Below are 23,625 nucleotides of genomic sequence, written 5' to 3' on the forward strand. Positions count from 1 at the left end.
GTGCCGAGGTCAGCCCAGGGCTAGAGCGGCACCGAGGCGGTCGAGCAGGCGGCGGTCGGCCGGGGCCAGGCTGTCCTCCGGCCGCGTCTGGGACCCGGTGCGGCACACCCGGGCCGCCACCGACTGCACCCACTGCCGGTAGGCCGCGGAGTCGGCCGGGTCGGCCCGCCGGTCGAGCATTCGGACCACCGCCCGACAGGCTTCCAGGACCTCCACCAGGTCGACCGGAGGGCCGGCTGTCGGGGTGACCTCGTCGTGGCGGGAGTAGATCGTGGCCACCACCGCCCGAACCAGGTCGCTGTCGAAGGCAAGCCCGGCCGCGATCGCCTCCAGGCCGGCCAGGCCGGCGGCCATCCCCGGGTCGGGCCGATCGGGGCCGGGCCGGGTGGCGAGCACGATCACCCGGGCGGGCAGGTCGGTGATCAGGGCCCATTCCGTCGCGGAGTAGCCCGCGGCGCAGGCGGGCAGGGTGTGCGGGTCAGCCTCGGGCGATCCGCCGAAGGCGGGTCGCCTCAGCATCGCGGGGTGCCGTCGTGGGCCACCGGCGCGCTGAGTCGATGACGTGCTCGCTGACGCTCGCTCATGGCGGGACCTCCGGCGTCAGCATATGCGCCGCGCCGCCGGTAAGGGCTGGTATGGGGTGAATCCCAGCAAGGGGCCCGGGCCGCCGAACGGGGCCGGACGCAATGAGCGGCGGGGCCCTCCCCGGCACCCGCCGCCCACGCTTTGATGGGTTCAGATTCTGCCGTACGGCCGTCCGACTGCACAGAGACCGAGGTCACATTTATATTTTTGTGACATTACTCTGCGTAGCAGAACCTCCCCCACGAGGCGATCTCCGCAGGTCGCATCGGTGCCCGTCAACACCCAAGTTACTTGCAGGTAGCACGATTTGAGCCCGTCCTAATTGGAAACGCTCCCATCACCCGCCGTCACGCAAATGCGACATGCATTTGCGATCAGCCAGTGCCCGTCTTCACTCAAGTCGATCGATGTTTCCATGTGACGCTGGGTGCCGTCCCGGCCGGTTTCGGCGATACTCCGAGGGGAATGCGACGGGGTGGCACAGAGTTCCACCCGACGTAGCTGTTCCGCGTGATCGGAGAGATTCAGATGGCAACCGTCGACCTGACCACCGCCAACTTCGACCAGGTGACCGAGAGCGACGGCATCGTTCTGGTCGACTTCTGGGCCGACTGGTGCGGCCCCTGCAAGCGGTTCGCGCCGGTCTACGAGCGATCGTCCGAAAAGCACTCCGACATCACCTTCGGCAAGGTCGACACCGAGGCCCAGCAGGAGATCGCGGCCAAGTTCGACATCCGCTCCATTCCGACGATCATGGCCATCCGCGATGGGGTGATCGTCTTCGCGCAGCCGGGCGCGCTGCCGGAGTCGGCGCTGGAGAACCTGATCGAGCAGGTCCGGGCGCTGGACATGGATGACGTGCGCAAGAAGCTCGCCGAGCAGAGCTCCTGACGACCCGACGACCTCGGGCGGGGTCGGACCGGCCCCGCCCGGCGTTGCCGCTTGCGACACCGTCGTACGTGTGTTCGAATGTCTTCCATGCGCTGGGAGAACCTCACCGCTCCCCCGGTCGAGGGAGACCCCGGACGGGCAGCGTCAGCGACTCCACCCCTGCCGCTGGCGCTGCCCGGCGCGGTCGTCCGCACCTTCGACACCCCCGGCTTCGCCGGCATGACCTTCTACGAGGTGCAGGCCAGGTCGATCCTGAACAAGGTCTCCGGGGCCTCCGGGGTCCCCTTCGAGTGGTCGCTCAACCCCTACCGAGGGTGCAGCCACGCCTGCCTGTACTGCTTCGCCCGGAAGACCCACACCTACCTCGACTTCGACGCCGGAGCGGACTTCGACCGGCAGGTGGTCGTCAAGGTCAACGCGGGTGAGCTGTTGCGCCGCGAGTTGGCCGCACCCCGATGGCGAGGCGCACATGTGGGCATGGGCAGCAATGTCGACTGCTACCAGCGGGCCGAGGGGCGATACCGCCTCATGCCGCCGATCATCGAAGCGCTGCGCGACTTCGCCAACCCCTTCTCGATCCTGACCAAGGGCACCCTGATCCTGCGCGACCTGCCCCTGCTGCGGCAGGCGGCCGAAGTCACCCGGGTAGGGGTCTCCTTCTCGGTGGGCTTCATCGACGAGCAGCTGTGGCGCACGGTCGAGCCGGGCGCCCCCAGCCCACGGCGACGACTCGACGCCATCCGCCAGTTCACCGACGCCGGCTTCGAGGTCGGCGTCCTGATGGCGCCGATCCTGCCCGGCCTCAGCGACGACGACGAGTCCATCGAGACCACGGTCGCGGCGATCGCCGCCGCCGGGGCCACCAGAGTGCTCCCGTTGCCCCTGCACCTGCGCCCCGGCTCTCGCGAGTGGTACGCCCAATGGCTGGCCCGGGAGCATCCCCACCTGGTCCCCCGCTATCGGGAGCTGTACCGCTCCGGCTCCTACGCGCCGCAGTCCTACCAGCGGGAGCTGACCGCCCGGGTACGCATCGCCGCCCGGCGGCACGGCCTGCACCGACCCGACAACGGTGACCACCGCGGGGCATCCACCCCGCCGGCCCCCGCACCCGAGCAGCTGAGCCTGCTGTAGCGACCGCCGCCCCACCGGCCCGCGCACCCCGGCCGGTGGGACTACAGTCGGCAGATGCGCTCACCCAGCCAGATTCTCGCCGAATCCGCCGTGATCGCCGTCGTCGGCGCCTCCCGTGACCCGGACAAGCCGGCCCACAGCGTGCCGGCGGCGATGCAGCAGCAGGGCTGGCGGATCATCCCGGTCAACCCCACTGCGGACGAGTTGTTCGGGGAGCCGGTGTACCGCTCCCTGGCCGACATTCCGCACCCGGTCGACCTGGTGAACGTGTTCCGGCCGGCGGAGGAGGCCGAGGAGGTGGTCCGGCAGGCAGTGGCGATCGGCGCCCCGGCGGTGTGGTTGCAGTTGGACATCGTCTCCCCGCAGGCCCGCCAGATCGCAGAGCAGGCCGGGATCGACTACGTCGAGAACCGCTGCATCGCCGTCGAGCGGGCGGTGGCGAGTCTGACCCGGCTGGGCTGACTGCTCGGGGCTGCCCTCCGGACAGCAGGAACACCGGCCGGCGCGGGCAGTCCACCGAACCGCTGTGAAACACCTCCGGTGCGGGTAGCGTCCCGAACTGGGGGCGTCATCCGACAGCCACCGGCACCGTCGGCGGACGGAGGAGATCAGCATGAGCCAACCGCCCGAGCCGGACCAACCGCCGTCACCGGACCAACCGCCACAGTCACCGTACGAGCCACCGCCGTCGCCGTACGAGCAGCCGTCGCAGTACGGGCCGCCGGGCGAGACCGGGCAGCCGTCGCCGTACGGGCAGCCGGGCGAGACCGGGCAGCCACCGTACGGGCAGCCGGCCTACGGGCAGCCCACGTACGAGCAGCCGGGGCAGCCGCCGCACGGCCAGCAGTGGGGGCAGCAACCGCCGTACACCCCGCAGGTGCCCTACGGGCAGTACGGCCCGCCCTCCCCACCGGGCGGCGGTGGTGGCACCAACGTGCTCGCCGTCCTGGCGCTGGTCTTCGCGTTCGTCTTCGCTCCCGCCGGCATCGTGCTGGGGCATCTGGCCCGGCGGCAGTTGCGCACCAGCGGGGAGCAGGGGGAACAACTGGCCAACTGGGGCCTGATCCTCAGCTACATCTTCACCGGCCTGTACCTGCTGGCCTGCTGCGGTTGGCTGGCCCTGGCCCTCTGGGCCGGTTCGGACAGTCAGTACACCTGAGGCGGGTCAGCGGAACTCGGCCTCCCGCACACTGTTGCCGCCGTCCACCACCAGCATCTGCCCGGTGATGTACGAGGCCGCCGGCGAGCAGAGGAAGGTGATCGCGGCGGCCACCTCGTCCGGCGTACCGGGGCGTCCCACCGGGGTACCCAGGCCCTGCTTGAGCTCGGCGATGGTGGAGGCTGCCGTGTGGATGGTGCCCGGTGCCACCGCGTTCACGGTCACCCCGTCGGCGATCATCTCCATCGCCAGGGCCCGGGTCAGCCCCACCACACCGGCCTTGGCCGCCGCGTACGCCGCCTCGGTGGGCAGGGCGTTCACCGGCCCGGCGGTCGCCGCCAGGTTCACGATCCGTCCCCACCCCCGCTCGGCCATCCCGCCGATGAAGGCCCGGCTGCACAGGAAGGCCGTGGTGAGGTTCCGGTCGATCTCGCCCCGCCATTCGTCGTAGCTGAGCTGGGCCACCGGGCGCAGCACCTCCGGGGAGGCCCGGCTGGCCAGCCCGGCGTTGTTGACCAGGACCTCCACGTCGCCGAGTTGCTCGGTGACGGCGTCGGCCAGTGCCCCTACCTCCGACTCGTCGGTGAGGTCGGCGACGAATCCGGTGACCCCCAGTTCGCCGGCCCGTTCGTGGATGCGTCGGGTGGTGGAGACGATCGCCACCCGAGCCCCCAGGTCGGTCAGCCGCCGGGCGGTGGCGTACCCGATCCCGTCCGCGCTGCCGGCCCCGGTCACCAGGGCAACCTTGCCGTCCAACCGCATCGTCACCGGCTCGGGTAACACGGCCGGCGAATCCTGCTCCTCCGCCCCGGCCGCCGCGGCGGCGCGGGTCCGTCGGACCACACCCGGCCGACTGTTGTCCCGCCTCGGCCTGCTACCGAACCGGTCCGCCGCTCGTGCGTCAATCCCCATGCCGCGATCCTGCCCTGCGGCACCGCCTCGGGCAACGCGGCACTCGGGACGGTGTGGGTGCACCCTGGTCGGCGGTGGCTACGCTGACGTCCCGATATCCCGATGGAAGTGAGCCGATGACACAGCCCACGTCCGGCGGCTGGCCTGATCCCTCGGCCGGCCAGCCCTCCAGTCCGCCGGTCGATCCCACCCTGCCCGCGAGTGCGCCACCGTCCGTGCCCGCCCAGCCCACCGGGTACGACCCCTACCAACCCGCCGACCCGTACGGCGGTATGAAGGCCGACCTGGGCACGCCGGCTCCCGCGCCGTACCCGCCGGCCGGTTACCCCGGGCAGGCCGGTTACCCCGGGCAGCCGGAATACGGGTACCCGCAGCCGGGATACGGCTATCCGCCCCCGCGACCGACGAACTCGATGGCCATCGTCGCGCTGGTGCTAGCCCTGCTGGGGATCGGCTCATGCATCACCGCACCGATCGGCGCGATCATGGGACATGTCGCCATGCGGCAGATCCGTGAGACCGGCGAGGGCGGCGAGGGCATGGCGAAGGCCGCCATCATCGTCGGCTGGATCCTCACCGGTCTGATAGTGCTCGCGATCGGCGCCTACGCTGTCCTGATCGCCTTCGCGATCTCCAGCACCCCCACGAGCTACTGACCGGGGTGGGCCCGCCGCGCGGCACGGTCGAGGCGGGCTCACAACCGGGTTGTCACGGTAATCTCCTCCGGTGACCGGGGTGAATGAACCTGTGGAGCAGCCCACCGGCCGTCGACTGGTGGTGGTCACCGGAGCCAGTTCCGGCATCGGACTGGCCGCCGCGGTCGACCTGGCCCGCCGAGGTGACCAGGTGGTGCTGGTCGGTCGAGACCCCTTCCGGCTGCGCGCCGCCGCCGAGGAGGTACGCGAGTGCTCAGGTGAACGTCCCGCGGTGTTCCGCGCGGACTTCGCCGTGCTCGACGACGTCCGGCAGTTGGCCGAGCAACTGCGGGCCGCGTACGACCGGATCGATGTGCTGGCCAACAACGCCGGAGCGATCGTGCTGGCCCCGGCCACCACGGTCGACGGCTTCGAACTGTCCATCCAGGCCAACCACCTGGCCCCCTTCCTGCTCAGCAACCTGCTGGCCGACCGGGTCCGCCGGATGGTGGTGACCGCCTCCGGTGCCCATCGCAGCGGGGTACTGGATCCGGACGATCTCAACGCTCCCCTGCGCCGTTACCGCCCGATGACCGCGTACGGCACCAGCAAGCAGGCGAACATCCTGTTCACCGCGGAGGCGGCCCGGCGATGGCCGACGGTCGACTCGTACTGCTTCCATCCCGGGGTGGTGCGGACCCGGTTCGGCAACGAGAGCCGGCTGGTGGCCGTGGGGATGCGTCTGCTGCCGCTGCGCAGTCCGGTCAAGGGTGCCCGGACCCTGGTGTGGCTGGCCCACCAGGACCGGTCGCGGCTGCGCGAGGGCGGGTACTACTTCGACTGTCGGCCTCGGCGACCGTTGCGCAAGGCGGCCGACCCGCAGTTGGCCGCCCGGCTCTGGACGGCCAGCGCGGTCGCGGTCGGTCTGAGCACTGATCCGCCGTGATCACTGCCACCCCGGACCCGTCGTACGCCCGAACCAGCGGCCTACGGGGTCGCGGTACTCGCCGAGCGTTGACATACTCCGCCGGTGACGACCACGGGGGACGCGCGCCTTGAGGTGCTCGACAAGGACGACGAACTGACCGAACGGCTGGACGCGGAACTGACCGCGTACAACCGGCAGGCGACCGGGGCCGACGACGAGGCGGAGCTGTCCGTCCGGGTCACCGGGGCCGACGGGGAGCTGGTGGCCGGGCTGACCGGGTGGACCTGGGGCGGCTGCGCCGGGATCAACATGGTGTGGGTCCGGGAGGACCGCCGGGGCCAGGGCTGGGGCGGCCGGTTGCTGGCGGCGGCCGAACAGGAGGCCCGACGGCGGGGCTGCACCCAGATCTCGGTCGCCTCCTTCTCCTTCCAGGCCCCGGACTTCTACCGACGCCACGGCTATCTCGACACCGGCCAGCGGGAGGGCATCCCGGGCGGCCATGTGGACCACCAGTTCTTCAAGTCCCTGGTCACCGATTCCGCCGCCGCGGTACGCCTGGTCGCCCTGGTGGAGCTGGCGGCCACCGGGGTCGAGGCCGGGCAGCGGTACGAGGATCAGGTGCTCGCCCTGCTGGCCCGGCACGGTGGCCGGGTGGAGCGGCGGTTGCGCACCGGCGACGGTCGTACCGAGGTGCACCTCATCCGGTTCGACACCCGGGCCGGCTACTCGGCCTTCCTGGCCGACCCACACCGGCTGGCGCTGCGGGCCGAGCTGGGTGACGCCGCGCCGGAGACCCGGGTCCTGGAGGTCCAGGAGGTCTGAGCGGGCCCTCAGTCCCGCACCGGTGCGGCGTCCGCCGGCACGGCGGTGCTCACCCGGGTCGCCCGCCGGGCGGTACGGGCGCTGCTCAGCACCACAATGGCCACCCCGACCAGCAGCAGTGACAGGCCGGGCAGGGTCACCGGATCGGGCAGCTGCCCCAGCCAGGCCCAGCCGATCAGGGCCGCGCCGGGCGCCTCCAGCAGGATCAGCACGCTGACCGTGGTGGCGGAGACCCGCCGCAGGGCGTAGCTGAACATCGAGTGCCCCAGCAGTTGGGCACCGGCCACCAGGGCCAGCACGGCCACCCAGGTCCCGGTGTCGAAGCCGCCCAGCGGCACCCCGGCCACCAGGCAGACCACCAGCAGGATCAGGGCACACACCCCGTAGCAGATGGTGGTGTAGGTGGCCGTGCTGACGGTGACCCGGGCCCGCTCGCCCAGGGCCGTGTAGATCGCCGCGAACAGCCCCCCGGCCACCGCCAGCAGATCACCGGTGAAGGCTTCGGCGGAGACCGTGAAATCGGCGCCGGTGGCCAGTACGGCACCGACGACGGCCACCCCGATACCGGCCCACACCCCGGCTGGGAGGCGACGGCCCTGGGCCCGGGCGATCAGCCCCTGCCAGACCGGCTGGGTGGCCACCAGGGCGGTCGCCGCCGCCACCGAGGTGAGTTTCGCGCTCGGCATCCAGGTGGCGAAGTGCGCCGCCAGCGCCACCCCGGACAGCACACAGAACATCCCCTCCCGCCGCCCGGCCCCGGTGACCAACGACCGGAACTCGGCCCGCCGCCGGATCACCGCGAAGGGACTCAGCACCCCCACCGCGATCATGTTGCGCCAGAACGCGACCGCCAGGGCGGGCGCGGCGGCGAAGGCGATCAGCGGGGCGGACGAGGACACCGCGACGACGGCCAGGGCCAGAGCGCCGGTGGTGAGCAGGTCACGGGGTGGACGATGCGGTTCGAGGGGCACGAGGGGTAATCCTCACACGCCGACTTTCGGGCACGGTCTGTCAGCGTTCGGTTACGATCACGCGCGTCCCGTCGGGACCCCTCCCTCGCGCCGGAGGCGCCTTTAGATGCCCAGGTTTCAGGCGGTGCTGTTCGACTTCTTCGGCACCCTGACCGGTCCGGTTCAGCGGGGCAGCGGCCACCGGGCCACCGCCGAGCTGCTCGGCTGCCCACCGGAGGACTTCGTCGAGGTGCTGGACCGCAGCTTCTACGAGCGCGCCTGCGGTCGCTTCGGCACCGCCGAGGCGACCCTGCGGTGGGTCTGCGAACAGGCCGGGGTGCGCCCTTCGGAAAAGGCCCTGCGGGCGGCGGTGGCCTGCCGGCAGCGGGCGATCCGGGCCGACACCCGGTTACGGGTGGACGCCGTGCCGACCCTGCGGGCCCTGCGGGACCGGGGGATGCGGACCGGGGTGATCAGCGACTGCACCCACGAACTGCCGCTGTTCCTGCCGGAACTGGCCGTAGCGCCCCTGCTGGACGTGCGGATCTTCTCCATCCAGGTGGGACGCTGCAAGCCGGACCCGGCGCTCTACCTGGCCGCCTGCGCCCGCCTGGGACTGCCGCCGAGGGACTGCCTCTATGTGGGTGACGGTGGCAGCCAGGAGTTGACCGGGGCCCAGCAGGCCGGGCTTACCGCCGTCCGGCTGGCCGCCCCCGATCTGGTCGACCATCTGGTGTTCGGGGTCGACAGCGGCTGGGTGGGCCCGGCTCTGCTCACCCTCGGTGAGGTGGTCGGACTGGTCGACAGCAGCCCGGTGACCGTGCCCCTCGCCGGTCAGTGACCGCGTACCCGGTGCAGCCGGAAGGGCTTGCGGACCTCCCGTACCGCCGGGGTGGCTCGGGGTGGCTCGGCCAGCGAGTCGGCCGGCAACCGCCCACCGTGCACCGCCTCTCCGGCCGGGGTCAGCCGCACCAGGGCGCAGTCCTCGGCCGCCCAGCGGGCCACCAGGTCGGCCGTGGGGCCGGGGGCGTTGAGCCGTTTGGCTCCCACCAGGGGAGCCAGGGTGTCCCACTCCTCGGTCCCGGGCAGCACCCGGGACACCTGGGCCGTCCAGGTGATGATCCGGCCGCCATGGTCACCGCGGAGGGTCACCTGCGCCTGGTCGGCCTCGGCCAACCCCGGCGCGGACTGCTCCCCGGGACCACTGACCACGAACAGGGCACCCTGATGTGGCACGCACCACAAGGCCAGTGCCGGGCCCTCGGCAACCGCCACCCAGGCCACCGAGGCCTTCTTCGTGGCTTCCTCGACCAGCGGGGTGTTGTGCGTGTCGGTCACCACGGCATCCTCTCCCACCAGGCCCCTCCCGTGTCGGCCGGTCAGCCGACGAAGGGCGGGATCAGGATCTCTCCCCGGGCCACCGCCATCACCTGGCCGGCCACGGTGGCGCCCAGCACCGTACCCCCGGCTGCGGTGACCGTGCAGGCCAAGGAGGAGGGCCTGCCCATCTCCACCCCCTGCCGGACGGTGTACGACGAACGCCCCTCCCCCGGCAGCAGGCCGCTGGCCACCAACCACACCCCCAGCCCCAGGGCCGCCGAGCCGGTGGCCGGATCCTCCGGCACCCCCAGGCCGGGCACGAAGACCCGGGCGTACGCGGTTTGCGAGGCGGCCTCCCAGGAGAAGACGCTGACATGCTCGATTCCGTACCGTCGTGCCGCTACCGAGTCGACCTGGGCCCGGGCCAGCGCGTCGGGGTGCACCGGCAGGAAGGGGAACTCCAGACCGCAGCCGGCCACCCGGGGCGCCGGGCCGACATGGTCGCCGGCGCTCAGACCGGCCATCTCCAGCAGCGGCTCGGGATCCAGTTCCGGCCCGAGGGTGGGCATCCCGCCGGTGAGGGTCGCACCCCCCGGGGTCACCTCGATGGGCAGCACACCGGCCCCGCACTCCTGGGTGACCTGTCCGGGCGCGAACATCCCCCGGCGGCTGGCGGTGACCGCCGCGCCCACGCTGGGGTGTCCGGCGAACGGCAGTTCCTCCACCGGGGTGAAGATCCGGGCCCGGTAGGTGGCGCCGACCTGGGTGGCGGGCAGCACGAAGACGGTCTCCGACAGGTTGAACTCCCGGGCCAGCGCCTGCATCTGCTCGGTGGCCAGCCCTTCGGCGCCGAACACCACCGCGAGCGGGTTTCCCGCGTACGGCCGATCGGTGAACACGTCCACGATCTCGTAAGCCAAGGTCGACATGTTGATAAACCCTAGGCGCTTAGGCTGGTGCGCGTGAGCACGCCGACCCGGGTCTACCTCGCCCGCCTCTCCGGAGTCGCCGTCTTCGACCCCAACGGTGACCAGGTGGGTCGGGTCCGTGACGCGGTGGCGCGGTTGCGGTCCGGCCAGCGGTCACCTGAGGTGGTGGGACTGGTCGCCGAGATGCCGATGCGTCGGCGGATCTTCCTGTCCATCAACCGGATCACCTCGATCGACGCCGACGCGGTCGTGCTGGGCAGCGGGACGCTGAACCTGCGTCGGTTCGAGAAGCGCCCCAACGAGTTGCTGGTGCTCCAGGAACTGCTGGACCGCCGGGTGCAGGTCCAACCGGAAGGCCGGGCGGGGACCGTGGTCGACGTGGCGATGGAGTGCAGCCGCAGCGGCGAGTGGTCGCTGACCCGGGTGGCGGTACGGGAGCAGACCGGCCGGCTGACCCGCCGGGGCAACCTGCACCAGGTCGAGTGGGACAACGTACGCGGACTCAGTGGGGTCGCCGACGCCCGGGGCACGGCCAACCTGCTGGCCGTGCTGGAGGACATGCGCCCGGCCGACCTGGCCAACGCGTTGCAGGACCTGCCGGACAGTCGGCGCAACGAGGTCGCGGCGGCCCTGGACGACGAGCGGCTGGCCGATGTGCTCAGCGAACTGCCCGAGCACGACCAGGTAGAGATCCTGGCCGCCCTGGACCGTGAACGGGCGGCCGACATCCTGGAGGAGATGGACCCGGACGACGCCGCCGACCTGCTCGGTGAGCTGTCCCCACCGGAGCAGGACGTGCTGCTGGACCTGATGGAACCGGGCGAGGCCGACCCGGTCCGGCAGTTGCTGAAGTACACCCCGGGTACGGCCGGCAGCGTGATGACCTCCGAACCGGTCATCCTGCCGCCGGACGCCACGGTGGCGGAGGCCCTGGCCCGGATCCGGGAGCCGCAACTGTCCCCGGCGGTGGCCGCGCAGGTGTTCGTGACCCGGGCGCCGATGACCACCCCGACCGGCCGCTACCTGGGCATGGTGCATTTCCAGCGGCTGCTGCGTGAGCCCCCCGCCGACCTGCTCGGCGGGGTGGTGGTCAACGACATCGACCCGTTGCGCCCGACCACCCCGCTGCCGGAGATCACCCGCCGGATGGCCACCTACGATCTGGTGGCCATGCCGGTGATCGACCGGAACAACCGGCTGGTGGGGGCGGTCACCGTGGACGACGTGCTGGACCATTCCCTGCCCCGGGACTGGCGGGACCGGAGCGCGGCGATGAGCACCAACCACGACCCGGCGACGGAGGGCAGGGATGTCTGAACAGCGCCGAGCGGAGCGGCTGGACCTGCCCCGGGAGCCCCGCGGGCTGAAGCTGCCCCGAATCGACCAGGAGACCTTCGGCCGTTGGGCCGAGGGCATCGCCCGGGGCATGGGTACGGCGAACTTCATCGTCTACATGACCTTGGTCATCGGGGCCTGGTTCGCCTGGAACACCCTGGCCCCGGCGGACCTGCGCTTCGACCCGTACACCTTCACCTTCCTGACCCTGGTGCTGTCGATCCAGGCCTCCTACGCGGCCCCGCTGATCCTGCTGGCCCAGAACCGGCAGGCCGACCGCGACCGGGTGGCCTCGGACGAGGACCGCCGCCGGGCGACGATGCAGAAGGCCGACACGGAGTACCTGGCCCGGGAGATCGCGGCCCTGCGGATCGCGTTGGGTGAGGTGGCGACGCGGGACTTCCTCCGCTCGGAGCTGTCCCGGCTGGCCGAGGAGTTGGACGAGGCCGCCCAGCGCCGGCAGCGGCTGGAGCGCCGCCAGCGGGAGGGTGCCGCCGGCCGGGGCGGTGGTGAGGGTCTCGACGAGCCGCGCGACGAGCTGGACGGTGATCATCCGAGGGAGGGTCGGCGGAACTCCGACACCCCCCACCAGAGGGAAACCTGATCGAGTCGCTCACAACCGCCCCCCGCTGACGCCGGTACGGGTCGGTCCCCGACGTAACATTGCCGCCATGTCAGCTCCCGTCAGCACCGTCAACGACGCTGTTCAGGCCGCCCTGGCCACCGTCAACGACCCGGAGATCCGCCGGCCGATCACCGAACTCGGCATGGTCCGCTCCGCCGAGGTCGGCGAGGACGGTGTGGTCCGGGTCGAGTTGCTGCTCACCGTGGCCGGCTGCCCGTTGAAGGACAAGCTGCGCTCGGACATCACCGCCGCGGTGAGCGCGGTGAGCGGAATCACCGGGGTCGAGATCGAATTCGGGGTGATGAGCCCGGAGCAGCGCCAGGAACTCCAGGCCAAGCTGCGCGGTGGTGGCGCCACCGAGGAGCCCGTCATCCCCTTCGCCCAGCCGGGCTCCCGCACCCGGGTGTACGCGGTGGCCAGCGGCAAGGGCGGGGTGGGCAAGTCCAGCGTGACGGTGAACCTGGCCGCCGCGCTGGCCGCCCGGGGCCTGTCCGTCGGGGTGGTCGACGCGGACATCTACGGACACTCCGTGCCCCGGATGCTCGGCGCGGACGGCCGTCCCACCCGGGTCGAAGACATGATCATGCCGCCGCAGGCGCACGGGGTGAAGGTCATCTCGATCGGCATGTTCACCTCCGGCAACGCCGCCGTGGTCTGGCGCGGGCCGATGCTGCACCGGGCGTTGCAGCAGTTCCTCGCGGACGTCTACTGGGGCGACCTCGACGTGCTGCTGCTGGACCTGCCCCCGGGCACCGGCGACGTGGCCATCTCCCTGGCCCAGTTGCTGCCCAACGCGGAGATCCTGGTGGTCACCACCCCCCAGGCCGCCGCCGCCGAGGTGGCCGAGCGGGCCGGTGCCATCGCGCTCCAGACCCACCAGCGGGTGGTCGGGGTGATCGAGAACATGTCCTGGCTGGAACTGCCGGACGGCTCCCGGATGGAGGTCTTCGGGGCGGGCGGCGGCCAGACGGTGGCCGACTCGCTGACCCAGACCATCGGGGCCCAGGTGCCGCTGCTGGGCCAGGTGCCCCTGGACACCCGGGTACGGGAGGCCGGCGACGAGGGGAACCCGATCGTGCTGGCCGAGCCGGAGTCCCCGGCGGCCAAGGCCCTGAACCAGGTAGCCGACCGGCTGGCCCTGCGCCGCGAGTCCCTGCTCGGTAAGCCCCTGGGCCTCAAGCCCTCCGGTCGCTGACCCGCCATCCTGACCAACCACACACCGCCGGCCACCTCTGAGGTGACCGGCGGTGTGGCGTAGCGGGGGTGTTCGGGGGCCGAGCGCTCAGGTGACCTCGTCGTAGCCGGCGGAACGCGGTGCCGGGGCGGGAGCGGGAGCGACCGGGGCCGGGTCGGGGGTCCGGGGATCCGCTGCGGTGGCCACGTTCTTGATGTCCTTCTGCACCTTCGTGACATCCGTCCGCAGATCGTCGTACATGCCCTGGAGGGGCTTGCGGATCGCCTGCTCCTCCTCCTCGCTGAGCAGGTGCTTGCGGATGAACGCCTTCGGGTGCAGGTCCTCCAGTTGGATGTCAGTGCCGAGTTCCTTGCTCAGGTCGCTGGTCGCGTTGCGGGCCATGGTGCGCAGATTGCGCACCATCCGAAGCCCGTCGCCGATCACCGCCGGCAGCCGGTCACCGAAGATCAGCAGCGCCAGCAACAGCAGCGCGCCGACCTCCCACACGTTCAGGTTCTCGAACACCCCTGGGGCCTCCTCACCGGGCTACCCAGCAAGACTACGCACGTCAGCGGCCTGCCAGAAGGGGGACGAGGTCACTTCGCATCGGCGGCCAAGGTCACCGAAGTGTTCTGTCGACTGGACCCCCGGCGATACTCGACAGTCACCACCGAACCGGGCGCGTACTTGCGGACCAGGGCGATCAGGTCGGTCGGCTCGGTCATCGGCTTGCCGTTGAGTCGCAGGATCACGTCACCGGCCCGCAGCCCCGCACCGGCGGCCGGACCGGAGGGCTCCACCGCGGCCAGGCGCACCCCGGCCCCGCCGGTGTTCGACCCGGGTCCACCCACCTGGGCGCCGATCACCGTACGGCGGGCCTTGCCGGTGCCGATGATCTCCTGGGTGATCCGCTTCGCCTGGTTGATGGGGATGGCGAAGGCCAACCCGATGTTGCCGGCCTCCTGCCCCTCGGACACCAGGGACTTGATGGTGGAGTTGACCCCGATCACCCGCCCGGCCGCGTCCACCAGCGGGCCGCCGGAGTTGCCGTGGTTGACGGCCGCGTCGGTCTGGATGGCGGCGTAGTAGCGGGTCGGCCCCCCGGGCTCACCGGCCTGCATGGTCCGGTCCAGGGCGCTGACGATGCCCGCGGTCACCGTGTTGGCCAGGGACAGCGGCGAACCGATGGCCAGCACCGGGTCGCCGACCGCCAGCGCGTCGGAGTCACCGAACTCCACCGGACGCAGCCCGCTGCGAGTGACTTTGATCACCGCGATGTCGGATTCCTCGTCCTGCCCCACCACGGTCGCCGGGGCCGTACTGCCGTCGTTGAAGATCACCGAGGCCTTGCCGGTGCCACCGGCGACCACATGGTCGTTGGTGATCACATGCCCGTCGGCGCTGACGATGAACCCGGAACCCTCGCTGGTGCCACCGATCCCCGCCATCCGGACGGTCACCACGCTGGGCAGGACCCGCTCGGCCACCCCGGCCAGGGATTCCGGCGGACGCTGGGCCAGGGTCGGCACCGATCCCGCCGCCGCGCCGAGGACCGGCCCGGCCGCACCCCCGCGTACCGCGAAGGCGTAACCGAGGGCACCGCCCAGGGTGCCGGCCAGCAACGCCGTGACCAGGGAAATCAGCAGCATCTGGCGGAGTTTCGGAGACCCGGGGGCGTCCGGGTCGGTGACCGGTTCCGGCTCGGTTCCCGGGACCGGAGCGGCCGGAACCACCACTGCGGTCGGAGCGTACGGATCCCGCCACGGGTCAGCCAGCGCGTCGGACCACCACGGCGAGGCGACCGGCCCACCGCCGTACGGCGATGTCGTCGGTGAACCTCCCGGCGGGTGTCCAGGCCCCGGCTGTCCCGCCGGTACGCCGCTTGCCCCGGGCTGGCGCCAGTCCCAGCCGTCGGTCACTCGGTGCCTCCCAGTCCGTCCCCGGTATCCACGATCCGCGATGGACGCCGTCGGACGGGCGGTCGACGGGATACCGCTTCCAGGATTGCACGGATGTGCCGCGTGGGGTCAGCGGTTGTCGCCTCGGGTGGGTGCCCGGCTGCGCCCGTGGCGGGTCACCTCTAGAGTCACAGTGCCCGGCCACCCCTTCCCGCTCGCTGCCCGGAGGTGTCCCATCGCCACGGTCGCTGGTTCCGGCAGTTCGGTGAACCCGGCGTTGCACTTCGCCGAGTCGTACGTGCCGGAGGACCTAGTGCTGCGGACCGCGCGCAGCCTGGCCAACGAGGTAGGCCTCGACGCGGTCACCCCCGGGGCGGGTGCCGCCCTGCGCCTGCTGGCCGCCGCCGGCAACGCCCGCGCGGTGGTCGAGATCGGCACCGGCACCGGGGTCAGCGGGGTGTGGCTGTTGCGGGGCATGCAGGCCAACGGGGTGCTCACCACCATCGACCTGGAGGTGGAGCACCAGCGCATCGCCCGGCGCATCTTCACCGAGGCGGGCTTCGTCGCCGGCCGGACCCGGATCATCACCGGCCGGGCCCGGGAGGTCCTGCCCCGGCTCGCGGACGGCGCGTACGACCTGGTCTTCTTCGACGCGGACGCCACCGGCTTCTCGGCCTGTGTGGACGCCGCCCTGCGGCTGCTGCGGCCCGGCGGGGTGCTGGTGCTCAACGGTGCCCTGGCCGGCGGCCGGATCGGTGATCCGGCCGCCCGCGACGCGGAGACCGTGACGGTGCGGGAGACCATCAAGGCCCTCCGCGAGTCGGAGCACTGGATTCCGACCCTGTTGCCGGTCGGGCACGGCCTGCTGGCCGCGGTCCGCTGCTGAGCCCGGCCTCAGGGGCCGGGCACCGCCGCGTTCAGGACAGGGTGGCCAGCCACCGCAGCAGGCCGCGTACTCCCCAGCCGGTAGCCCCCCGGGTCAGTTCCGCCTCGTCCCGCTCGCACCAGGAGGGGGCCGACATGTCGATGTGCAGCCACTTCTCCCGCAGGTCGCCGGTGAACTCGCGCAGGTAGAGGGCGGCCAGCACGGAACCGGCGCCCTGGGTCGGTGCACTGTGCAGGTCGGCCAGTTCGCTGCCGAGGTGCTCGACGTAGTCGGCCGGCAGCGGCATCCGCCAGGCGGCCTCACCGGCTGCGGCCACGGCGGCCAGCATGTCCTCGGCCAGTTGGTCGTTGTCGCTGTACAGGGCACCGGTACGCATGCCCAGGGCTACGGCGTTCGCCCCGGTCAGGGTGGCCAGGTCGATCAGCAGGTCGGGCTTGAGCTCGGCGACGGCGTACGCCATCGCGTCGGCGAGCACCAGCCGCCCCTCGGCGTCGGAGTTCGTCGTCTCGCTGGTCAACCCACCGTAGTGCCGGACGATGTCGCCGGGTCGGAAGGCGGCACCGCTGACCATGTTCTCGGCCAACGGGGCCAGGGTGGTTATCCGTACGGGCAGCCGCAGGGCCGCCGCACCCAGGGTCGCCGCCACCACGGCCGCCGCTCCGGCCATGTCCTTACGCATCAGCTTCATGGCCGGCACCGGCTTGATCGAGATGCCGCCGGTGTCGAAGGTGATGCCCTTGCCGACCAGGACCACATGGGTGTCGGCCTCGGCCGGCTGCCAGGACAGCTCGACCAGTCGGGGGCCGCTGGCCGAGCCCCCACCCACGGCGAGGATCCCGCCGAAGCCCTCGGCGGCCAGTTCCTCGGGCTCGCGTACCCGCAGCCGCAGTCCGGGTCGATCGGCGGCGGCCTCGGCCACCTGGCCGGCGAACCACTGCGGGTTCTTCATCGACGAGGGGGCGTTGGTGAGGTCCCGGGCCAGCCGGGTCATCTCGGCCGTGGTGCGGGCCACCTCCACCGCCTGCTGGTAGGCCTCCGGCTCGGCGACCGCCAGATCCACCCCGGTCAGCGCGGGTGGCTCGGGGTCGGCGCCCAGCCGGTACCGGTAGGAGGCCAGGAGCAGCCCCTCGACCAGGCCACGGACCGCCTCCGGGGTAGCCCCGGTCGGCAGCATTACTGTGAGATAGGTCTCATTCTTGCCGGCGCGGGCCAGGGCCGCTCCCGCGGAGCGCCACCCCGCCTCATCGCCCTCCCCGATGCCGACCAGCAGCAGGCGGGCCGGAGTCGAGCCAGGTCGCAGCTGTCGGTGGGCCTCACCGGCCCGTCCGGTCAGCCCGATCATCGAAGCCAGCGCGGTGGCCTCGTCGGCCACCCCGTGGGGTAACGCCACCGCGGTCGGGACCGGTTCGGCCGAGGCGGTGTCGGTGGCACCGGGACGAAGGGGCAGCGCTACGGCGTCGAGCTGGTCCGGCTCGGCGATCAGACGAATGGCGAGCACGCGGAGCCGTACCTCCTGAAGACGATGTGGGTGGAATCGCCCACATAATGGGATGAAGGCCCTGAACCATCGGGCGAGCCGATGGCTCAGGGCCTGGGCACGACTACCGCAGCCGCGCCCAAGACGAACCGTCCGCAGCGGCGATCGTCGCCGATCACACCCGCCGGCTCAGCCGGCAGCCGCCTTCAGCGCGTCACCGAGCGCCGTCGCCTCGTCGGGAGTCATCTCGACGACGAGCCGGCCACCGCCCTCCAGCGGGACCCGCATGACGATGCCCCGGCCCTCCTTGGTGACTTCCAGCGGACCGTCGCCCGTCCGCGGCTTCATCGCCGCCATGTTGTCTCCCCTCAGACCTACATCAGGGTCGGTGGGTTGCCCCACAGCCACTTCGCCACGACCACCCGCAACTTGCACGGGGGGCCGACTAACGATTTTCCCTGATGAACACCGCCGGACCCAAACCGAAGCAGCATTGATGTAACAGCATCTAGCTTATCCCGAGATGGCCTGTCACAATGTGCGGTCATGCAGGCACGGTCGGCACTATTCGACCTGTACGGCGACCACCTCCGGCCCCGGGGTGGCCGGGCACCGGTTGCTGCCCTGGTCAAACTCCTGGCGCCGCTCGGGATCGCCCCACCGGCCGTGCGGACCGCGGTGTCCCGCATGGTGCGACAAGGCTGGCTCGAACCGGTCAAAATGCTGTCCGGTCCCGGATATTCGATCACACCGAAGGCGGCACGCCGACTCGACGAGGCCGCCTCCCGGATCTACCGCACCGGCCGGGTCACCTGGGACGGCCGGTTCGATCTTCTGGTGCTCGACGCCCCCTCCGCCCGGCGGGACCGCCAGCGCCTGGCCGCCAACCTGCGCTACCTCGGCTACGGCACCCTGGACGAGCAGATCTGGGTGGCCACCCGGCCCGGCGAGGATGTCGACCTGCTGCTGGACGAGGCGGGGGTGAGCTTCGAGCGGTTCAGCGCCGCGCACGCCGCCGGCACCCCCGGGGCGATGGGCCTGGTGCGCCGGGCCTGGGACCTGGCCGAGATCGGCCGGGCCTACGAGCAGTTCGTCGCCGAGCAGCGCACCCTGCTGACCGGGATCACCGCCCGCAGCGGCGACGAGGAGGCGTACGCGGCCAGATTCCGGTTGGTGCACGCGTGGCGTACCTTCCTCTTCCGGGACCCGCAGCTGCCCCCGGCGCTGCTGCCCGAACGTTGGCCCGGCACCGCCGCGGCCAGCTTCTTCGACCGCCACGCGGCCCGGCTCCGGCCGGCTGCGGACCGGTACGTCGAGCAGTGCCTCGACAGTGGTAACCGGATGATCCGACAGAAGGAACGCCAGCCGTGACCGAAGCGCTGCTCGTCGACCGCACCGACGCCGTCGTCACCCTCACCCTGAACCGCCCGTCCGCGATGAACTCGCTGAACGTGGAGCTCAAGGAGGCGCTGCGGGACACCCTGGCCGAGCTGGAGGCCGACCGGAGCTGCCGGGCGGTGGTGCTGGCCGGGGCCGGCAAATCCTTCTGCGCGGGGCAGGATCTGCGCGAACACGTGGCCACCCTGGAATCGGGCAGCACCAACTCCCTGGACACCGTCCAGGTGCACTACAACCCGATCGCCGCCCGGCTGTCCAGCCTGCCCAAGCCGGTGGTGGCCGCCGTCCGGGGAATGGCCGCCGGAGCCGGGGCCTCCCTGGCCTTCCTGGCCGACATCCGGATCGGAGGGCCCTCGACCAGCTTCCTGATGGCCTTCGCCAAGGTGGGGCTGGCCGCCGACACCGGCGCCTCGTGGACCCTGCCCCGGCTGGTCGGCCACGCCAAGGCCGTGGAGCTGCTGATGCTCGCCGAGCCGGTACGCGCCGAGGAGGCCTGCCGACTCGGCCTGCTCAACCGAATCGTGGAGGACGACGAGGGGGTGCTGTCGGCCGCCCAGGAACTCGCCGCCCGACTCGCCGCCGGCCCCACCGTGGCCTACGGCGCGATCAAGCGTCAGCTCTCCGTCGCCGACGCCGGCACCCTGGCCGACGCCCTGGCGGCCGAGGCCCAGGCCCAGGCGATCTGCGGCGGCACCGCCGACCACCGGGCGGCCACCATGGCCTTCGTCAACAAGCAACCGGCCGTCTTCGAGGGCCGCTGAGGCTTAGTCGTCCTCTTCCGGGTCCTGGTTGGCCTCGGCGCCGAGCACGAAGGCCTGCATGGCCAGCTCGTCACCGTAGGGGGAGACGAAGGCGGGCAGCTCCTGGGGGCCGAGTTCCTGCACGTACGCCCAGAACAGCCGGACCGCCTCGGCCCGGGAGTCGGCCTCGATCGGCAGGTCCAGGCTGACCAGCCAGGACTGCCGCTGCGGTGGCGGGCCCAGCCGGTCGACCAGATCCTGGAAGGCTCCGGGGTCCAGGGCGGTCACCGGGCCGTCGAGGGCCAGGGTGTCGGCCGGCACCGGTTCGTCGAAGGCCCGTCGGGTGTACGTCACCACCAGGGTCTGCGGCCCCGGGTCGGACTGGGGGTCGTCCGGATCCTCCGTGGGCCGGAGGGTCGGGGTGGCCACCCGGCCCACCGCCACCAGTCGCAGCGGCTCATCGGCCAGCACCGCGACCTGGTCACCGGGGCTCGGCAGGGCGGCGACCTCGGCCAGCCCGGTCAGCTCCAGCGTGTCATGGTGCACTAGCCGCTCGGCGTCGTACCGGCCGGCGGGCAGCAGCACGGCCCAGGTGCCCGTACCGTTCGTCGGGTTCGCCCCGGCCACCCGGGGTGCGGTGTCGGTCGTCATGCCGCTATCCCATCACGCTCGAACCGGCCGGCACGACGTGACAGCCCGCGAGGTGATCGTCGACCATCCCGGTGGCCTGCATCAGGGCGTACGCCGTGGTCGGGCCGACGAACCGGAAACCCCGCCGCTTGAGGGCCTTGGCCATCGCGGTGGAGGCCTCCGTCAGGGCCGGCACCTCGGCGAGGCTGGCGGGCCGGGGGCGGGGCGGGGGCGCGAAGGACCAGAGCAACTCGGACAGGCCCTCGGGCAGCTCCAGGGCGGCCCGGGCGTTCGCGATCGCCGCCTCGATCTTGGCGCGGTTACGGACGATCCCGGCGTCGGCCAGCAGCCGGTCCACCTCGGCCTCGCCGTACTCCGCGACCGCGCCGATCCGGAAGTCGTCGAAGGCCCGCCGGAAGGCCGGCCGCTTGCGCAGGATGGTCAGCCAGGACAGCCCGGACTGGAAGGCCTCCAGGGTCATCCGCTCGTAGAGGGCGTCGTCGCCGCGTACCGAGCGACCCCACTCCTCGTCGTGGTAGACGGCGTAGTCGGCAGTGCCCGCGCCCCAGGCACAGCGGGATAATCCATCGGCCCCGATCATCAGGTCAGTCACCCCACCAGGCTAGGCCCGCCCACCGACAGACCGCCGCCCCGGTCGGCTCCGTGGTGGTCGGCTCCCGCCCTGCCGGGCGCGATCAGGGCAGGCGACCCTGCTCGATCTGCCGGGCCAGCCGCCGCAGTGCCTTGCTCAGACCGAACTTGGAGCCCGGCCAGAGCACCGGCCAGGCCACCCGGCCGGCCGGACCGCCCGGCAGGTGGAACCACTCGTGCCAGACCACCTGGCTGCGTCCGCTGGCCAACTGGGTGCAGCGCAGCACCCCCGGGCCACGCAGCAGGGTGCCGCAGTGCACCACCCCGATCTCGTACGGCGCGTCCACCCGGACCACCCGCATCCGGTCCCGCAGCACGGCCGGGCCCAGGGTGGTGACCGCCTCCACCAGGCTGCCCTCGCCACCGTCGCCCTCGACCACCCGCACGGTGGTGAAGGGAATCCACTCGGACTGCCGTTCCCAGGCCAGCAGGGCCGCGAAGACCCGCTCGGCGGGGGCGTTGACGATGACGCTGGCGGTCACCTCACCGGCGCCCCGCTGGGCCGCCTCCCGAAGCTCGTCCGGCGCACCGGGGTCGGTCACGGCGAGTCCGCGCGCACCGCGGCCGCCCGCGGCTCCTCCTGCGCGACCTCGTCGTCCGTCTTCCCGGCCGAGTCGGCCGCCTTTGCTGAATCGGTCGCCTGCGCCGGGTCGGTCGCCTTGGCCGGGTCGGTTGCTTTCGCAGCCGGGTCGGTAGACCCGGCGTCCAGCTCGCCCAGGTCGATCTCGCCCGCCTCGGCGGTGTCGCCTTCCTTGGCCGCCTCGGTGTCCGGGGCCGGGCCACGGGCCAGGCTGGCGGACTGCTCACGGGCGGTACGCAGGGCGTCGGCCTCGGCCGTCCGTCCCTCCCGCAGCGCGGTCACCTCGGCCTCCAGCACCCCGATCAGCTCGGTCTTGTACCCGATGTCGTAGGCCGCCCGGCGCATCGCCTGGTCGACCTGGGCCATCCGGTACCCGCGCAGGGTGGTGTCGAAGCGCACCTCGCCGACGTCGGACTCGCGCAGTGGTCGGTCGCCCGGCAAGGGCACCCCCCGCCCGTCCGCCTCGGCGGGCACCAGGCCGGGATCCCGGCCGGTCGCCACGAGCGTCACGCCGAACACCACCGCCGCGACGGTGACCGCCACGACCAGCAGGAGCAGAAGCTGATCCATGCACTGATCGTGGCATGTTCCGCGGTGCGGAGCGACCCCACTCGGCGCGCCGGACCGCAGCGGCCCCGCGACCTGCGACCGGATAGCGTCACGGTGTCCGGCAAACGGCCAGCCGGGCGGCGTACGGCGTGAAGGAGGCGGCGTGTCCGGGGTGCTGCGACTCGGTGGACGCACGTTCGACCCCGACGAGCTGGTGGTGATGGCGATCGTCAACCGCACCCCGGACTCGTTCTTCGACCGGGGCGCGACCTTCGCCGCCGACAGCGCCCTGCGGGCGGTGGAGCGGGCCGTGACCGAGGGGGCGGAGATCGTCGACATCGGCGGGGTGAAGGCCGGCCCCGGTGCCGAGGTCGACGTCGCCGAGGAGATCCGTCGGACGGTCGACACCATCGCCGCCGTCCGGGCCGCCTTCCCCGACCTGGTGATCTCGATCGACACCTGGCGGGCCGAGGTGGCCGTGGAGGCGGTGGCGGCCGGGGCGGACCTGCTCAACGACACCTGGTCGGGGGCGGATCCCGCGCTGGCCCAGGTGGCCGCCCGCACCGGCGCCGGCCTGGTCTGCTCGCACGCCGGAGGGCTGAGCCCGCGTACCCGCCCGCACCGGGCCGCCTTCGCCGACGTGGTGGCCGACGTGGTGACGACCGTTACCGGGCTCGCCGAACGGGCGGTCTCCCTGGGGGTACGCCCCGACGGGATCCTGATCGACCCGGCGCACGACTTCGGCAAGAACACCCGGCACTCGCTGGAGATCACCCGACGCCTCGGCGAACTGACCGCCACCGGCTGGCCCCTGCTGGTGGCCCTGTCGAACAAGGACTTCGTCGGCGAGACGCTGGACCTGCCGGTGGCCGAGCGGCTGGAGGGCACCCTGGCCGCCACCGCGGTCTCCGCCTGGCTGGGTGCCCGGGTCTTCCGCGCCCACCAGGTGCTCCAGACCCGCCGGGTGCTGGACATGGTCGCCAGCATCAAGGGCAGCCGCCCACCCGCGCTGAGCCGACGAGGGCTCGCCTGAACCGGCTCAGGTCCAGTGCAGGATCCGCCGCCGCCAGGCGTAGAGCAGGCCCAGGGCGAGCACGGCCACGAAGATCGCCATCTCCACGACGGTGACCAAGCCGAAGTCCGGACGATCGAAGATCAACGCCCAGGGGAAGAGGAAGACCGCCTCGACGGCGAAGAGCACGTACAGGTAGGCGTAGACGTAGTAGCGGATCTGCATCTGCGCCCAGTCCCCGCCGACCGGGTCGACTCCGCTTTCGTAACTAGTTCGCTTTCCGGGCGGATCGGCCGGTCTAGCGGGCCGCAGCACCCGGTTCGCCGAGAAGGCAACGACGAAGAACAGGACGCTGACGAGCAGCAGCAGCCCGAGCGTCGCGTACGAGCCCAGATAGCCGGTCACAGG

Annotated in this window: 29 protein-coding genes; 15 read left to right on the forward strand and 14 right to left on the reverse strand. The window is 72.0% G+C overall.

Annotated elements, in window-relative coordinates; translation table 11 throughout:
- Positions 1-9 precede the first annotated feature (9 nt).
- Entirely contained in the window at positions 10-519 is a 510-nt protein-coding gene (locus tag ACGFIK_RS20930) for a hypothetical protein (RefSeq protein WP_393340740.1), read from the reverse strand.
- A gap of 594 nt (positions 520-1,113) precedes the next feature.
- On the opposite strand from ACGFIK_RS20930, the gene trxA reads away from it, so the two are divergent.
- The 4 genes from trxA (at position 1,114) to ACGFIK_RS20950 (ending at position 3,766) form a co-directional block, all read left to right on the forward strand.
- Complete coding sequence (gene trxA, locus ACGFIK_RS20935) at positions 1,114-1,476, forward strand: thioredoxin (RefSeq protein WP_327022868.1); 363 nt, start codon at positions 1,114-1,116, stop codon at positions 1,474-1,476.
- An 87-nt stretch (positions 1,477-1,563) separates the two neighbouring features.
- The gene (locus ACGFIK_RS20940; protein WP_393340742.1) at positions 1,564-2,607 is read left to right on the forward strand and encodes an Rv2578c family radical SAM protein; all 1,044 of its coding nucleotides are present in this window, start codon (positions 1,564-1,566) and stop codon (positions 2,605-2,607) included.
- A gap of 54 nt (positions 2,608-2,661) precedes the next feature.
- Positions 2,662-3,069 (forward strand): CoA-binding protein, encoded by a 408-nt coding sequence (locus tag ACGFIK_RS20945; RefSeq protein ID WP_327022870.1) that lies wholly within the window; start codon positions 2,662-2,664, stop codon positions 3,067-3,069.
- Between the two features lie 151 nt (positions 3,070-3,220).
- Positions 3,221-3,766: a DUF4190 domain-containing protein gene (locus ACGFIK_RS20950; RefSeq protein ID WP_393340745.1), complete on the forward strand. Its 546-nt coding sequence runs from the start codon at positions 3,221-3,223 to the stop codon at positions 3,764-3,766.
- 6 nt (positions 3,767-3,772) lie between these two features.
- Here ACGFIK_RS20950 and ACGFIK_RS20955 read toward each other — a convergent pair whose 3' ends face one another.
- Positions 3,773-4,678 carry an SDR family NAD(P)-dependent oxidoreductase gene (locus ACGFIK_RS20955; protein ID WP_327022872.1) on the reverse strand — a complete coding sequence of 302 codons (906 nt, stop codon included), beginning with the start codon at positions 4,676-4,678 and terminating at the stop codon, positions 3,773-3,775.
- Positions 4,679-4,794: 116 nt separating this feature from the next.
- Between ACGFIK_RS20955 and ACGFIK_RS20960 the strand changes: the two genes are divergently transcribed.
- From ACGFIK_RS20960 to ACGFIK_RS20970, 3 genes are all read left to right on the forward strand, one after another.
- Entirely contained in the window at positions 4,795-5,334 is a 540-nt protein-coding gene (locus ACGFIK_RS20960) for a DUF4190 domain-containing protein (RefSeq protein ID WP_327022873.1), read from the forward strand.
- A gap of 91 nt (positions 5,335-5,425) precedes the next feature.
- Complete coding sequence (locus ACGFIK_RS20965) at positions 5,426-6,259, forward strand: SDR family NAD(P)-dependent oxidoreductase (protein ID WP_357531249.1); 834 nt, start codon at positions 5,426-5,428, stop codon at positions 6,257-6,259.
- An 84-nt stretch (positions 6,260-6,343) separates the two neighbouring features.
- Positions 6,344-7,063: a GNAT family N-acetyltransferase gene (locus tag ACGFIK_RS20970; protein ID WP_393340749.1), complete on the forward strand. Its 720-nt coding sequence runs from the start codon at positions 6,344-6,346 to the stop codon at positions 7,061-7,063.
- An 8-nt stretch (positions 7,064-7,071) separates the two neighbouring features.
- Here the strand turns inward: ACGFIK_RS20970 and ACGFIK_RS20975 are convergent, their stop codons facing one another.
- Positions 7,072-8,034, reverse strand: coding sequence for a DMT family transporter (locus ACGFIK_RS20975; protein WP_393340751.1), 963 nt, complete (start codon positions 8,032-8,034; stop codon positions 7,072-7,074).
- 106 nt (positions 8,035-8,140) lie between these two features.
- Here ACGFIK_RS20975 and ACGFIK_RS20980 point away from each other — a divergent pair, with 106 nt between their 5' ends.
- Positions 8,141-8,854, forward strand: a complete 714-nt coding sequence (locus ACGFIK_RS20980; RefSeq protein WP_327022876.1) for an HAD-IA family hydrolase — start codon at positions 8,141-8,143, stop codon at positions 8,852-8,854.
- Here ACGFIK_RS20980 and ACGFIK_RS20985 read toward each other — a convergent pair.
- Positions 8,848-9,369, reverse strand: a complete 522-nt coding sequence (locus tag ACGFIK_RS20985; protein WP_327022877.1) for a hypothetical protein — start codon at positions 9,367-9,369, stop codon at positions 8,848-8,850. The two genes, ACGFIK_RS20980 and ACGFIK_RS20985, sit on opposite strands and share 7 nt — an antisense overlap.
- 23 nt (positions 9,370-9,392) lie before the next feature.
- Entirely contained in the window at positions 9,393-10,262 is an 870-nt protein-coding gene (locus ACGFIK_RS20990; RefSeq protein WP_327022878.1) for a PhzF family phenazine biosynthesis protein, read from the reverse strand.
- Between the two features lie 33 nt (positions 10,263-10,295).
- Between ACGFIK_RS20990 and ACGFIK_RS20995 the strand changes: the two genes are divergently transcribed.
- The 3 genes from ACGFIK_RS20995 (at position 10,296) to ACGFIK_RS21005 (ending at position 13,417) form a co-directional block, all read left to right on the forward strand.
- The gene (locus ACGFIK_RS20995; RefSeq protein ID WP_327022879.1) at positions 10,296-11,579 is read left to right on the forward strand and encodes a magnesium transporter MgtE N-terminal domain-containing protein; all 1,284 of its coding nucleotides are present in this window, start codon (positions 10,296-10,298) and stop codon (positions 11,577-11,579) included.
- Positions 11,572-12,201, forward strand: a complete 630-nt coding sequence (locus tag ACGFIK_RS21000) for a DUF1003 domain-containing protein (protein WP_327022880.1) — start codon at positions 11,572-11,574, stop codon at positions 12,199-12,201. Before ACGFIK_RS20995 ends, ACGFIK_RS21000 begins: the two co-directional genes overlap by 8 nt.
- Before the next feature lie 67 nt (positions 12,202-12,268).
- Positions 12,269-13,417, forward strand: a complete 1,149-nt coding sequence (locus ACGFIK_RS21005; protein WP_327022881.1) for a P-loop NTPase — start codon at positions 12,269-12,271, stop codon at positions 13,415-13,417.
- 87 nt (positions 13,418-13,504) lie between these two features.
- On the opposite strand, the gene ACGFIK_RS21010 is transcribed toward ACGFIK_RS21005, so the two are convergent.
- Positions 13,505-13,921 (reverse strand): preprotein translocase subunit TatB, encoded by a 417-nt coding sequence (locus tag ACGFIK_RS21010; RefSeq protein WP_357531185.1) that lies wholly within the window; start codon positions 13,919-13,921, stop codon positions 13,505-13,507.
- A 71-nt stretch (positions 13,922-13,992) separates the two neighbouring features.
- Entirely contained in the window at positions 13,993-15,315 is a 1,323-nt protein-coding gene (locus ACGFIK_RS21015; protein ID WP_393340757.1) for a S1C family serine protease, read from the reverse strand.
- Positions 15,316-15,592: 277 nt separating this feature from the next.
- Here ACGFIK_RS21015 and ACGFIK_RS21020 point away from each other — a divergent pair, with 277 nt between their 5' ends.
- Positions 15,593-16,180 carry an O-methyltransferase gene (locus ACGFIK_RS21020; RefSeq protein ID WP_327027283.1) on the forward strand — a complete coding sequence of 196 codons (588 nt, stop codon included), beginning with the start codon at positions 15,593-15,595 and terminating at the stop codon, positions 16,178-16,180.
- A gap of 31 nt (positions 16,181-16,211) precedes the next feature.
- Here ACGFIK_RS21020 and ACGFIK_RS21025 read toward each other — a convergent pair whose 3' ends face one another.
- Both ACGFIK_RS21025 and ACGFIK_RS21030 read right to left on the reverse strand, forming a co-directional pair.
- Positions 16,212-17,678, reverse strand: coding sequence for a leucyl aminopeptidase family protein (locus tag ACGFIK_RS21025; protein ID WP_327022884.1), 1,467 nt, complete (start codon positions 17,676-17,678; stop codon positions 16,212-16,214).
- 168 nt (positions 17,679-17,846) lie between these two features.
- The gene (locus ACGFIK_RS21030) at positions 17,847-18,014 is read right to left on the reverse strand and encodes a DUF3117 domain-containing protein (protein WP_013283866.1); all 168 of its coding nucleotides are present in this window, start codon (positions 18,012-18,014) and stop codon (positions 17,847-17,849) included.
- A gap of 189 nt (positions 18,015-18,203) precedes the next feature.
- On the opposite strand from ACGFIK_RS21030, the gene ACGFIK_RS21035 reads away from it, so the two are divergent.
- Complete coding sequence (locus ACGFIK_RS21035) at positions 18,204-19,028, forward strand: PaaX family transcriptional regulator C-terminal domain-containing protein (protein WP_327022885.1); 825 nt, start codon at positions 18,204-18,206, stop codon at positions 19,026-19,028.
- Positions 19,025-19,816 carry an enoyl-CoA hydratase-related protein gene (locus ACGFIK_RS21040; RefSeq protein WP_327022886.1) on the forward strand — a complete coding sequence of 264 codons (792 nt, stop codon included), beginning with the start codon at positions 19,025-19,027 and terminating at the stop codon, positions 19,814-19,816. The genes ACGFIK_RS21035 and ACGFIK_RS21040 overlap by 4 nt, the downstream gene beginning before the upstream one ends.
- Before the next feature lie 3 nt (positions 19,817-19,819).
- On the opposite strand, the gene ACGFIK_RS21045 is transcribed toward ACGFIK_RS21040, so the two are convergent.
- From ACGFIK_RS21045 to ACGFIK_RS21060, 4 genes are all read right to left on the reverse strand, one after another.
- On the reverse strand, positions 19,820-20,446 hold the full coding sequence (locus tag ACGFIK_RS21045; protein WP_393340761.1) for a hypothetical protein: 627 nt from the start codon (positions 20,444-20,446) through the stop codon (positions 19,820-19,822).
- 4 nt (positions 20,447-20,450) lie between these two features.
- A complete protein-coding gene (locus ACGFIK_RS21050; protein WP_357531182.1) occupies positions 20,451-21,038 on the reverse strand; it encodes a DNA-3-methyladenine glycosylase I in 588 nt (195 codons plus the stop codon).
- A gap of 82 nt (positions 21,039-21,120) precedes the next feature.
- Entirely contained in the window at positions 21,121-21,618 is a 498-nt protein-coding gene (locus tag ACGFIK_RS21055) for an SRPBCC family protein (RefSeq protein ID WP_327022889.1), read from the reverse strand.
- Entirely contained in the window at positions 21,615-22,226 is a 612-nt protein-coding gene (locus ACGFIK_RS21060; protein ID WP_393340764.1) for a DivIVA domain-containing protein, read from the reverse strand. Before ACGFIK_RS21060 ends, ACGFIK_RS21055 begins: the two co-directional genes overlap by 4 nt.
- Positions 22,227-22,368: 142 nt before the next feature.
- On the opposite strand from ACGFIK_RS21060, the gene folP reads away from it, so the two are divergent.
- On the forward strand, positions 22,369-23,238 hold the full coding sequence (gene folP, locus ACGFIK_RS21065; protein WP_327022891.1) for a dihydropteroate synthase: 870 nt from the start codon (positions 22,369-22,371) through the stop codon (positions 23,236-23,238).
- Positions 23,239-23,244: 6 nt separating this feature from the next.
- Here the strand turns inward: folP and ndhC are convergent, their stop codons facing one another.
- Entirely contained in the window at positions 23,245-23,622 is a 378-nt protein-coding gene (ndhC, locus tag ACGFIK_RS21070) for an NADH-quinone oxidoreductase subunit A (RefSeq protein WP_327022892.1), read from the reverse strand.
- Positions 23,623-23,625: the final 3 nt, after the last annotated feature.

This window comes from Micromonospora sp. NPDC048871, assembly GCF_043198155.1.
Lineage (GTDB): Bacteria > Actinomycetota > Actinomycetes > Mycobacteriales > Micromonosporaceae > Micromonospora.

Excerpts from the sequence above, each read along its gene's own strand:
- ACGFIK_RS20930 (WP_393340740.1), bottom strand. The coding sequence starts at position 519 with ATGCTGAGGCGACCCGCCTTCGGCGGATCGCCCGAGGCTGACCCGCAC.
- trxA (WP_327022868.1), top strand. The coding sequence starts at position 1,114 with ATGGCAACCGTCGACCTGACCACCGCCAACTTCGACCAGGTGACCGAG.
- ACGFIK_RS20940 (WP_393340742.1), top strand. The coding sequence starts at position 1,564 with ATGCGCTGGGAGAACCTCACCGCTCCCCCGGTCGAGGGAGACCCCGGA.
- ACGFIK_RS20945 (WP_327022870.1), top strand. The coding sequence starts at position 2,662 with ATGCGCTCACCCAGCCAGATTCTCGCCGAATCCGCCGTGATCGCCGTC.
- ACGFIK_RS20950 (WP_393340745.1), top strand. The coding sequence starts at position 3,221 with ATGAGCCAACCGCCCGAGCCGGACCAACCGCCGTCACCGGACCAACCG.
- ACGFIK_RS20955 (WP_327022872.1), bottom strand. The coding sequence starts at position 4,678 with ATGGGGATTGACGCACGAGCGGCGGACCGGTTCGGTAGCAGGCCGAGG.
- ACGFIK_RS20960 (WP_327022873.1), top strand. The coding sequence starts at position 4,795 with ATGACACAGCCCACGTCCGGCGGCTGGCCTGATCCCTCGGCCGGCCAG.
- ACGFIK_RS20980 (WP_327022876.1), top strand. The coding sequence starts at position 8,141 with ATGCCCAGGTTTCAGGCGGTGCTGTTCGACTTCTTCGGCACCCTGACC.
- ACGFIK_RS20990 (WP_327022878.1), bottom strand. The coding sequence starts at position 10,262 with ATGTCGACCTTGGCTTACGAGATCGTGGACGTGTTCACCGATCGGCCG.
- ACGFIK_RS21000 (WP_327022880.1), top strand. The coding sequence starts at position 11,572 with ATGTCTGAACAGCGCCGAGCGGAGCGGCTGGACCTGCCCCGGGAGCCC.
- ACGFIK_RS21005 (WP_327022881.1), top strand. The coding sequence starts at position 12,269 with ATGTCAGCTCCCGTCAGCACCGTCAACGACGCTGTTCAGGCCGCCCTG.
- ACGFIK_RS21030 (WP_013283866.1), bottom strand. The coding sequence starts at position 18,014 with ATGGCGGCGATGAAGCCGCGGACGGGCGACGGTCCGCTGGAAGTCACC.
- ACGFIK_RS21035 (WP_327022885.1), top strand. The coding sequence starts at position 18,204 with ATGCAGGCACGGTCGGCACTATTCGACCTGTACGGCGACCACCTCCGG.
- ACGFIK_RS21045 (WP_393340761.1), bottom strand. The coding sequence starts at position 20,446 with ATGACGACCGACACCGCACCCCGGGTGGCCGGGGCGAACCCGACGAAC.
- ACGFIK_RS21060 (WP_393340764.1), bottom strand. The coding sequence starts at position 22,226 with ATGGATCAGCTTCTGCTCCTGCTGGTCGTGGCGGTCACCGTCGCGGCG.